This window comes from Phenylobacterium sp. (assembly GCF_044236515.1).
In the GTDB taxonomy this organism is placed as follows: Bacteria; Pseudomonadota; Alphaproteobacteria; order Caulobacterales; family Caulobacteraceae; genus Phenylobacterium.
The window spans coordinates 1-10,280 of record NZ_JBIIGK010000103.1 but is presented as its reverse complement, the minus strand read 5'-3'; the positions used below and the strand labels follow the sequence as shown (position 1 = coordinate 10,280).

At 69.3% G+C, this 10,280-nt stretch carries 9 protein-coding genes and 1 pseudogene; 8 read left to right on the top strand and 2 right to left on the bottom strand.

All coding sequences use genetic code 11. The features are described 5' to 3' along the window. Nucleotides 1-425 (top strand): annotated as a pseudogene (locus tag ACILRF_RS11155) (MFS transporter); the annotation flags it as partial. Nucleotides 426-435: 10 nt separating this feature from the next. On the opposite strand, the gene ACILRF_RS11150 reads toward ACILRF_RS11155, so the two are convergent. Further along, nucleotides 436-2,457: a TonB-dependent receptor plug domain-containing protein gene (locus ACILRF_RS11150; protein ID WP_395672859.1), complete on the bottom strand. Its 2,022-nt coding sequence runs from the start codon at nt 2,455-2,457 to the stop codon at nt 436-438. Between the two features lie 75 nt (nt 2,458-2,532). Beyond that, nucleotides 2,533-3,963: a metalloprotease TldD gene (gene tldD / locus ACILRF_RS11145; RefSeq protein WP_395672861.1), complete on the bottom strand. Its 1,431-nt coding sequence runs from the start codon at nt 3,961-3,963 to the stop codon at nt 2,533-2,535. A gap of 111 nt (nt 3,964-4,074) precedes the next feature. Here tldD and ACILRF_RS11140 point away from each other — a divergent pair, with 111 nt between their 5' ends. The 7 genes from ACILRF_RS11140 to ACILRF_RS11110 form a co-directional block, all read left to right on the top strand. After that, a complete protein-coding gene (locus tag ACILRF_RS11140; RefSeq protein WP_395672857.1) occupies nt 4,075-4,794 on the top strand; it encodes a sialate O-acetylesterase in 720 nt (239 codons plus the stop codon). A 161-nt stretch (nt 4,795-4,955) separates the two neighbouring features. Then, nucleotides 4,956-5,939 carry a cytochrome c oxidase subunit II gene (gene coxB, locus ACILRF_RS11135; protein ID WP_395672855.1) on the top strand — a complete coding sequence of 328 codons (984 nt, stop codon included), beginning with the start codon at nt 4,956-4,958 and terminating at the stop codon, nt 5,937-5,939. 18 nt (nt 5,940-5,957) lie between these two features. Then, nucleotides 5,958-7,616: a cytochrome c oxidase subunit I gene (gene ctaD, locus ACILRF_RS11130; protein ID WP_395672853.1), complete on the top strand. Its 1,659-nt coding sequence runs from the start codon at nt 5,958-5,960 to the stop codon at nt 7,614-7,616. A gap of 83 nt (nt 7,617-7,699) precedes the next feature. Further along, the gene (gene cyoE, locus ACILRF_RS11125; protein WP_395672851.1) at nt 7,700-8,713 is read left to right on the top strand and encodes a heme o synthase; all 1,014 of its coding nucleotides are present in this window, start codon (nt 7,700-7,702) and stop codon (nt 8,711-8,713) included. Further along, entirely contained in the window at nt 8,714-8,881 is a 168-nt protein-coding gene (locus tag ACILRF_RS11120) for a hypothetical protein (protein WP_395672849.1), read from the top strand. It begins immediately after the preceding gene. Further along, entirely contained in the window at nt 8,859-9,470 is a 612-nt protein-coding gene (locus tag ACILRF_RS11115; RefSeq protein ID WP_395672847.1) for a cytochrome c oxidase assembly protein, read from the top strand. The genes ACILRF_RS11120 and ACILRF_RS11115 overlap by 23 nt, the downstream gene beginning before the upstream one ends. A gap of 131 nt (nt 9,471-9,601) precedes the next feature. Next, a partial coding sequence (locus ACILRF_RS11110; RefSeq protein ID WP_395672845.1) for a TonB-dependent receptor plug domain-containing protein occupies nt 9,602-10,280 on the top strand: 679 nt, incomplete at its 3' end.

Here is a 10,280-nt window from a genome sequence, read left to right as displayed (position 1 = left end):
CCCTGCTCTACCTGCTGCACACCACCGGCGAGCTGTTCCTGTCGCCGGTCGGCATGTCCGAAGTCACCAAGCTCTCCATCCCGAAGGTCGTCTCCTTCATGATGGCCGTCTGGTTCCTGGCCTCGTCGATCGCCCAGTTCGTCGGCGGCAAGATCGCCGCCATGGCCGGCACGCACACGGTCGGCGGCCAGGTGACCGACCCGCGCGCCTCGCTGCAGGCCTCGCTGGATGTGTTCAACATGCTCGGCTGGTGGGGCATCGGCATCGGCGTCGGCTTCATCGTGCTCAGCGTGTTCATCAAGCACTGGTCGCACGGCGCCAACGACCCGGCCGGCCACGAACAGCCTGAGCCGATCGCCCCGGTGCTCGACGGCGAGCGTCAGGCCGTCAGCCCGGCCGCGATTCGCGCCGACCGCCAGGCCTGAAGCCTGGGGGTCAGCCGAAGGTCTTGCGCACCCTGACGTAGAACCCGCGGCCGAAGGTCAGGTCGCGATCGTCCACGTAGAGCAGGGGATGGGTGTTGCGCGGCCCGCCGTAGCGGTCCTGGGTGATGCGGATGCCGCGCCGGCTCATGTTGATGCCCTCGGCGCGGATCGACAGGTCGGGCTGCGGCCGCCATTCGATGAACGGCCGCACGAACGGCTCCTCCAGCTTGACGCTCTGGACGACGTCGTACCGGTAGTTGGTCTCGCGCCAGCCGCCATAGAGGTCGACGCCGTAGCTCAGCCGCAGGCGCGGCAGGTCGTGGACGAAGCTCGCCGTCCAGTCCACCGGGTGCAGGGCCGAGATCTCGCGCTTCTCGCCGGTCGTCGGGTCGGTCACCTGCGAGCGCCGCCAGGTCGCCTCGCCGCGGATCACCGCCCCGGTCAGGCCCAGCCGCGCCAGCGGCAGGGTCAGGGCGCCGACGATCTCCCGTTTCCAGCCGTCGCCGATGTTCATCGGCTGGTCGAAGATCACCGCCGAGCCGTCCGGCGCGACGGCTCTCACCGGCCCGCGGTCGTTGACGTCCGAGATCTGCGCATAGCGGACGGTCAGCGAGACGACGCCCGCGCCCCAGAACCGCCGCTCGACCGCGCCCTCGGCGACCCAGGCCTGCTCCGGCGTCAGATCGGGGTTGCCGGCCGTCACCCCCTGGCCGGTGTTGAAGTTGGCGCTGGCCACGAAGTCGTCGAAGTCGAGCTGGCCGACCGTCCGCTCCAGGCTGGCCCGGACCTGCAGGGCGGCCGACGGCGACCAGGTGGCCGCGACCCGCGGCTTGGCGAACCGCAGGCTCTTTTCCAGCGCCAGGTCGCCTTCCGAGGAGATGGTCGAGGCCTCGTAGCGGACGCCGGCCTCCAGCGTCAGGGCCTCCGTGGGGCGCCACGATCCGCGGCCGAACACCTCGCCGCGCCGCTCCTCGACCTCGACGTTGGCGGCCGGCAGCGGCGTGGGCACGCCGTTCAGCGACAGGTCGCTCAGGCTCTCCAGCCGGTTCAGCGCCGCCTCGGCCCCGAACTCCAGCGTCACGCGCGGGCTCGCCTGGTGCTTCAGCACGCTGCGCCCGATGGTCTCGCTGGCGTCGGTCAGCAGGCCGAAGCTCACCCGCTCGCCCGGCGTCGCGAAGGCCGACTGGTTGTTCTCCCGCTCGGTCTGGTGAAGGCCCAGCACCTCGAGGGTGGCGCGCGTCCCGAACGGCCGGGTGAACCGTGCGCCGAGTTCGGTCTGGCGCTCGTGCTCCACGCCGTCGGTGAGGTCGGCCGCGAAGCCCTGCGGAACGGCGTAGCGGTCGTCCTGCTCGACCTTGAACTTCTCCCAGAACACCCGGCCGTTGATCCGCGCCACCCCGCCCAGCAGCGGCGTCTCATAGGCGCCGGTCAGAACCCGCTGCAGGCCGTCGGCCTCCTGCTTCACCTGGGATTGCCGCAGCAGCTGGCCGCCGGGAGCGACGACGATGTGGGGCCCGAAATCGCCGCCGTCGTCATTGAGGTGGCTGTAACGGCCCGAGGCCTCCCATTTGCGCTGGCCGGAGCCGCCGGCGATCTCGGCGCGGGCGGCGTGCATGTTGCGTCCGTCATAGAGGTGGTTGTTGTGGGCCTGAAGCACCCCGCTCAGTCCCGCCCCGTGCTTGCGCACGACGTTGGCGACGACCGCCTTGCCCTGCATGTCGATGCCCGGCGCGCCGCCGCGCACCAGCTCGATCCGCTCCACCCGGCTGGCGGGGATGCGGCGCAGGATGTCGTTGAGGTCGTCGGTCTTCGAGGCTGGTCGCTTGCCGTCGATCAGGGCGTTGCCGCCGCCGCCTTCGAAGCCGCGGATCTGATCGCCGGCGTCGAGGGTGAAGCCGGGCAGCCGCTGCAGCATCTCCCAGGCGTTGGCCGGATGCTGGTCGGCGAAGAACGCCGGCGGATAGCTGATCACCCCCTGCTCGGGCGCGGTGGCCGCGGCCGCCGCCTGCGCCAGGGCGTGGATGATCGACATGTCCGCGGGTCCCTCTCCAGCCGGCAAGGGAACAGCGTTCTGGGCCGAGGCCCAGTTAAATGACCGTAAGGTGCGCTAGAGGCTGGTGCCGCCGACCGTCAGGCCGGTCAGCTTCAGCGACGGCTGGCCGACGCCGACCGGCACGCTCTGGCCAGCCTTGCCGCACACTCCGATGCCGGGATCGAAGTCGAAGTCGTCGCCGATCATCGTCACCCGCGTCAGCGCCGACGGCCCGTCGCCGATCAGGGTCGCGCCCTTCACCGGCGTGGTGATCTTGCCGTCCTCGATCAGATAGGCCTCGGTGCACTGGAAGACGAACTTGCCGTTGGTGATGTCCACCTGCCCGCCGCCGAAGTTGGCGCAGTAGAGCCCGCGTTTGGTCGAGGCGATCATCTCCTCGCGCGGCGTGTCGCCGCCCATCATCCCGGTGTTGGTCATCCGCGGCATCGGCATATGGGCATAGGACTGCCGCCGGCCGTTGCCGGTGGCCTTCAGGCCCATCAGCCGGGCGCTCATCCGGTCGTGCATGTAGCCGACCAGGATGCCGTCCTCGATCAGGATGGTCCGCTCGGTCGGCGTGCCCTCGTCGTCCACGGTCAGCGACCCGCGGCGTCCGAGGATCGAGCCGTCGTCGAACACCGTCACCCCCGGCGCCGCCACCCGCTGGCCGACCTTGCCGGAGAACGCCGAGGTGCCTTTGCGGTTGAAGTCGCCTTCCAGGCCGTGGCCGACCGCCTCGTGCAGCAGGACGCCGTTCCAGCCCGGCCCCAGCACCACGTCCATCTCGCCCGCCGGGCAGGGCTGGGCCTCCAGGTTGACCAGCGCCTGGCGCAGCGCCTCCTCGACCTGCGCCTGCCAGCGATCCGGCGTGATCCAGGCGTGGAAGCTCTCGCGCCCGCCGGCCCCCGTGTAGCCGGCCTCGCGCCGGCCGTCCTTTTCCACCGTCACCTGCACGTTGACCCGGGTCAGCGGCCGCACGTCGCGGATCAGCCGGCCGTCGGCCCGCAGGATCTCCACCGTCCGCCGCTCGCCGGCCATCGAGGCCATCACCTGGACCACGCGCGGGTCCCGGGCCCGCGCCCAGGCGTCGATCTCCTGCAGCAGCGCCACCTTGTCCGAGAAGCCCGGCGATGCCAGCGGGTCGTCCTCGCCGTAGAGCTTGGCGTTCGTCGCCCGCGGCCCTTCGGCCGCCACGCCCGCATAGCCGCGCTTGGCCAGCGCCGCCGAGTCGCCGGCCCGGCGGATGGCGGCCTCCGAGATCTCGCTGGCGTGGGCGTAGCCCGCCGTCTCGCCGGCCACCACGCGCAGGCCGAAGCCCTCGGTCGCGTCATAGGCCGCCGACTTCAGCCGGCCATCGTCGAACAGGAACGATTCGCTCTCGCTGCGCTCGACGAACAGCTCGCCGTCGTCGGCCCCGGCCAGGGCCTCGTTCAGGATTTCGCCGGCGCGGCGGGTGTCGACCCCGGAGGCTTCGAGGATCGAGGGGGCGGGGGCATGGGCGTTCATGCGGGCAAAGATAGGGGCCCGCCGGCCCCGCGTCACCCGCCGCCGCGCAACCTTAGCCATGGTCAAGCCGTTCTTTGCGCGAAGGATATGTGACAGCCGAGGTTGCTCGCCGTGGCGTTCGTCGTCTTCGCAGGCCAGTCCAACGCCGTGGGATACGGCATGAGCGCCGACACCCTGCCGCCGGACGCATGGACGCCGGACCCCCTGACCTACATCTGGAACGACGCCGAGGGCTGGTACGAGATGCTGCGCCCGGCCCAGAACACCGGCACCGCCAACCACCCGGAGTGCTGGGGGCCGGAGGTCGGCTTCGCCGCCGAGTTCCGCCGCCAGAACCCCGACGAGATCCTCATCATCGTCAAGTCGGCCAAGGGCTCGACGGGCCTCGCCGCCGACGGCGCGGCCCTCGACTGGTCGCCGGACTCCGACGGCGAGCTGTTCGACCAGACCTCCGCCGTCGTCGCCCGCGCGCGCGCCTATATCGGCGGCGCCGAGGTCGACGCCGTCTTCTTCACCCAGGGCGAGCAGGACGCCGTCCAGCCGGAGACCGCCGTTGCCTATGCGGACAATCTGACGCAATGGCTGGCCGCCGTCCGCCGCGAGTGGATGGACGACCCCGACGGCCGCATCGGCGTCTCGCTGCTGGCCGGCGGCACGCCCTACGCCGCCGAGGTCCGCCACGGGCAGCAACTGGCCGACGCCGCCGACTCCTTCGCCGACTCGTTCGCGACCCACGACCTGACCGCCCAGGCGGACGGCCTGCACTTCGCGCCGGAGTCCTATCTGGAGATCGGCGTGCGCTTCCTCGCCCTCTACGACGGCTGGGTCTGAGCGGAATCTGAGCCGCTCAACGGCTTGGCAAGGCTGGATGATGCGCGTATGCACGCGCCCGATAGGCCGGGCGGCGCGGAAGCGTCTGCGCGTCCTGTTGCAGTCGGCGGGGGCGATCGTCAGTTTCGCGAGACGCGGCCGGCCAACCAGACCGAGGGGACATGAAGTCGAGGTTCAAGGGGATGCGGACGCTGGCGGCAGGCGCCGCGACGCTCGCGATGTCGGCGTTCTGGGGCGCTTCGGCCCTGGCCGAGGATTTGGTGGGTCAGCCCACGCCGGGCGCCATCGACCTGCAGCCGGGCGTGACCGAGCTGCGGCACGACGCGATCTTCTTCCACAACGCGATCCTGCTGCCGATCATCACCGCGATCACCCTGCTGGTGCTCGGCCTGCTGGTGTGGATCATCGTCCGCTATAACCGGCGTTCGAACCCGGTCCCGGCCCGCTGGAGCCACAACACGGTCATCGAGATCATCTGGACGCTCGTCCCGGTGCTGATCCTGATGTTCATCGCGATCTTCTCGTTCCGGCTGCTGTTCAAGTACCACGACATGCCCAAGCCCGACCTGACGGTGAAGGCGACCGGCTACCAGTGGTACTGGGGCTACGAGTATCCCGATCAGCAGATCGCCGAGTTCATCTCGAACATGAAGACCGAGGAAGAGGCGCGCGCCCTGAAGGTGCCGTATCGCCTCGCCGCCAACGAGCCGCTCGTGGTGCCGGTCAACAAGACCGTCCGCGTGCTGGTGACCGGCGCCGACGTCATCCACGCTTTCGCCGTCCCCTCCTTCGGCATCATCACCGACGCCATCCCGGGCCGGGTCAACGAGACCTGGTTCAAGGCCGAGAAGACCGGCGTCTACTACGGCAACTGCCGTGAGCTGTGCGGCATCGACCACGCCTTCATGCCGATCGAGGTCCGCGTCGTGACGCAGGCCGAGTTCGACGCGTGGGTCGCCTCGAAGGGCGGCTCGGCCGCGGGCGCGGTCCCCGCCGTTCCCGCCGTCGCGCCGGCCGCCGCCGACGCCGCCCAGCCCGCCGCGGCGACCTCTTCGGTCAACCCCGCCTCGCCGGGCACGCCCGAACCGGCCGCGCCGGCCGCCGCCAACGCCCAGCCCGCCCCCGCGGCGGCCGCTGCGAACTAATCCAGGAATAGCGTTCAGATGGCCTCCGCCTCCGCACACGACAGCCACGATGCCCACGATCACAAGCCGGGCTTCTTCACGCGCTGGTTCTTCTCCACCAACCACAAGGACATCGGGACCCTGTACCTGCTGTTCGCCATCATGGCGGGCATCGTGGGCGGCGCCCTGTCCGGCCTGATCCGCTGGGAGCTCGCCGAGCCGGGCATCCAGGTGTTCCGCGAGGGCAGCCTGCTCGCCAAGAGCGGCCTCGTCGAAGCCTCCAAGCACGGCTACAACGTGGTCGTCACCGGCCACGCCCTGATCATGATCTTCTTCATGGTCATGCCGGCCATGATCGGCGGCTTCGGCAACTGGTTCGTGCCGCTGATGATCGGCGCGCCGGACATGGCCTTCCCGCGGATGAACAACATCTCGTTCTGGCTGCTGGTCGCCGCCTGGGTCCTGCTCTGCACCTCGATGTTCGTCGACGGCGGGCCGGGCCTCGGCTTCGGCGGCGGCTGGACGGCCTATCCGCCGCTGTCCACCTCGGGCCACGCCGGTCCGTCGATGGACCTGGCGATCCTGTCGCTGCACCTTGCCGGCGCCAGCTCGATCCTCGGCTCGATCAACTTCATCACCACCATCTTCAACATGCGCGCGCCGGGCATGACCCTGCACCGCATGCCGCTGTTCGTGTGGTCGGTGCTGGTCACCGTCTTCCTGCTGCTGCTCTCGCTGCCCGTCCTGGCCGGCGCGATCACCATGCTGCTGACCGACCGCAACTTCTCGACGCACTTCTTCGACGCCGCCGGCGGCGGCGACCCGGTCATGTACCAGCACCTGTTCTGGTTCTTCGGCCACCCGGAAGTGTACATCCTGATCCTGCCGGGCTTCGGCATCGTCAGCCACATCGTCTCGACGTTCTCGCGCAAGCCGGTGTTCGGCTATCTGGCCATGGCCTACGCCATGGTGGCGATCGGTTTCGTCGGCTTCGTCGTGTGGGCGCACCACATGTACACCGTCGGCATGAACATCAACCTGCGGGCCTATTTCGTGGCGGCCACCATGGTCATCGCGGTGCCCACCGGGGTTAAGGTGTTCAGCTGGATCGCGACGATGTGGGGCGGGTCGATCGACTTCAAGACGCCCATGCTGTGGGCGATCGGCTTCATCTTCCTGTTCACCGTCGGCGGCGTCACCGGCGTCGTGCTGGCCAACGCCGGCATCGACTACAGCCTGCACGACACCTACTACGTGGTGGCCCACTTCCACTACGTGCTCAGCCTCGGGGCCGTGTTCGCGATCTTCGCCGGCTTCTACTACTGGTTCGAGAAGGTGTTCGGCGTGAAGTACCGCGAGTGGCTCGGCGCGCTGCACTTCTGGGTGACGTTCGTCGGCGTGAACCTGATCTTCTTCCCGCAGCACTTCCTGGGCCTCCAGGGCATGCCGCGCCGCTATGTCGACTATCCGGAAGCCTTCACCTACTGGAACCAGGTGTCCTCGCTGGGCTACGTGGTCACCCTGGCGGGCGTCGGCGTCTTCCTGGTGCTTCTCCTCGACGCCATGGTCTTCCGCCGCAAGGCCGACGCCAATCCGTGGGGCGAGGGCGCGACGACGCTGGAGTGGACCCTGTCCTCGCCGCCGCCGTTCCACCAGTTCAACGAACTGCCGGTGATCAAGCCGGACGCCCACCACTAGGGCGCCCGCTCGACCTGCCGATCCTTCAAGAGGGGCGCGCTTCCGGAGAGGGGGCGCGCCCTTCGGACATTGCGAGTATGATTATGGCCATGGTTTCGGCCCAACCCGCCCCCCGCAACGCCGCTTCGCGCACCCCGGCCAGCTGGCAGGACTTCCTCCTGCTCCTGAAGCCGCGCGTGATGTCGCTGGTGGTGTTCACCGGCCTGACCGGCCTCGTCGCCGCCGACCGGCCGATCCACCCGGTGCTCGGCGCCGTGGCCATCCTGTGCATCGCCATCGGGGCCGGCGCCTCGGGCGCGCTTAACATGTGGTACGACGCCGACATCGACGCCAAGATGCGCCGCACGCGCGCCCGGCCCGTCGCCGCGGGCCGGGTTCAGGGCCCGGACGCCCTGACCCTGGGCGTCGTCCTGTCGCTGTTTTCCGTGATGGTCATGGGCATGGCCATCAACTGGCTGGCCGCCGGCCTCCTGGCCTTCACCATCCTGTTCTACGCCGTCGTCTACACCGTCTGGCTCAAGCGCTGGACGGCGCAGAACATCGTCATCGGCGGCCTCGCCGGCGCCCTGCCGCCGGTCATCGGCTGGGCCGCGGCCGACGGCGCGACGCCGCTCAACGCCTGGCTGCTGTGCGCCATCATCTTCATGTGGACGCCGTCGCACTTCTGGGCGCTCAGCCTCTACACCTCCGAGGACTATCAGAGGGCCGGCGTGCCGATGATGCCGGTGGTCGCCGGCGCCGCCTCGACCCGCAAGCAGATCTGGCTCTACAGCCTGGCCTTCATTCCGTTCGCGATCGCGCCGGCCTTCACCGGCCTTGGCGGCCTTGCCTATCTGGCGGTCTCGGCGACCGGCGCGGCGGTCTACCTCCTGCTCGCCTTCCGCCTTTGGCGCAGCCGGGCGGGGGAGGCGGCCGATCCCGGCAACGCCGACCCCAACGACTCTGACCCGCGCAATGACGACGGGCTCTATGACGTCCGCGCCGGGGCCCGCGACGCGCGCAATCTGTTCGCCTTCTCGATCCTCTACCTGACCCTGCTTTTCGCCACCCTTCTTGTCGAACACCTGTTGGGCCTACCGGCCCTGGAGCTCCTCTAGATGAGCGATCCTGTGCGCCCGAATCCCTTTGGCGATAGCGACGCCGAGGCCAAGGCCCGGCGCGGCCGCAACATCGCCCTGGCCCTCGGCCTCGTGCTGTTCGTGATCCTGATCTTCGTCGTCACTATCGTGAGGCTTGGCGGCAATGTCGCAGACCGGCCCTTCTGATCCCACTCCGCGGGAAAAGACCCCTCAGCAACGGCGTAACCGCCGCCTGGGCCTGATCTGCGCCGCCGGCTTCGCCGCCATGGTCGGCGCCGCCTACGCCTCGGTGCCGCTCTACCGCGCCTTCTGTCAGCTCACCGGCTTCGACGGCACCGTGCGCAAGGCGGAGGCCGCGCCGGGCAAGGTCCTCGATCGCCAACTGACCGTCCGTTTCGACGCCAACGTCCGCGACCTGCCGTGGACCTTTACCGCCGGCCAGGTCCAGCAGCAGGCCAAGATCGGCGAAACCAAGCTCGCCACCTTCCGCGTCACCAACAACAGCGACCAGCCGATCACCGGCCGCGCCGTCTTCAACGTCGTGCCCGAACAGGCCGGCCCCTATTTCCAGAAGCTCGACTGCTTCTGTTTCACCGACCAGACCGTCGGCCCGGGCGAAACGCTCGACATGCCGGTGCTCTACTTCATCGATCCGAAGTACGCCGACGACTTCGAGACCAAGGGCAAGTCTGAGGTCACCCTCTCCTACACCTTCTTCCGGTCCGTGTCGGGCAGCGAGCGGGCGTCCGTCAGTGTGGCCAAAAAGCAAGGGTAACGACGTTCGCTCAAACTCAAGGTTGCATTTGCGAGGTCAGCCGGAGCATTCTCCGCCGCATCAGTGATCACAGCGTACCGGTGTCCGCTGTCTCGACACCGAGCCAAAGAGAAATCTCAGGGAGCGCTCCGATGAGCCTGCGTCGCACCTCCATCAAAACCCTTCTGATGTCCGGCGCCGCATTCGGCGTCGCCGCGGCCGCCCCGGCCGTGACCTGGGCCCAGGACGCCCCGACCGACGTCGGCGAAATTGTCGTCACCGCCACCCGCCAGGCGCAGGTCCTGTCGCGCGTCCCGGTCTCGGTCAGCGCCTACACCCAGGAGACCATGGACAAGAAGGGCGTGAAGTCGATCGACGACGTCGCCCGCTTCACCCCCGGCGTCCGCTTCGACGCCGCCGACAACTCGATCAGCATCCGCGGCATCTCCTCGGGCGCCGGCGCCGGCACCACCGGCATCTACATCGACGACACCCCGATCCAGATGCGCGCGCTCGGTTTCTCGGCCGACGATTCGCTGCCGGCGATCTTCGACCTCGAGCGGGTCGAGATCCTGCGCGGTCCGCAAGGCACCCTGTTCGGCGCCGGCTCGCAGGGCGGCACGGTGCGCTACATCACGCCCCAGCCCAGCCTGACCGACTACTCCAGCTTCGCCCGGGCCGAGGTGGCGACCATCGCCCACGGGGGCCGCAACTATGAAGGCGGCGTCGCCGTCGGCGGCCCGATCGTTCAGGACAAGCTCGGTTTCCGGGTCAGCGCCTGGACCCGTCGCGACGGCGGCTGGATCGACCGCGTCGACAACGCCAGCATCG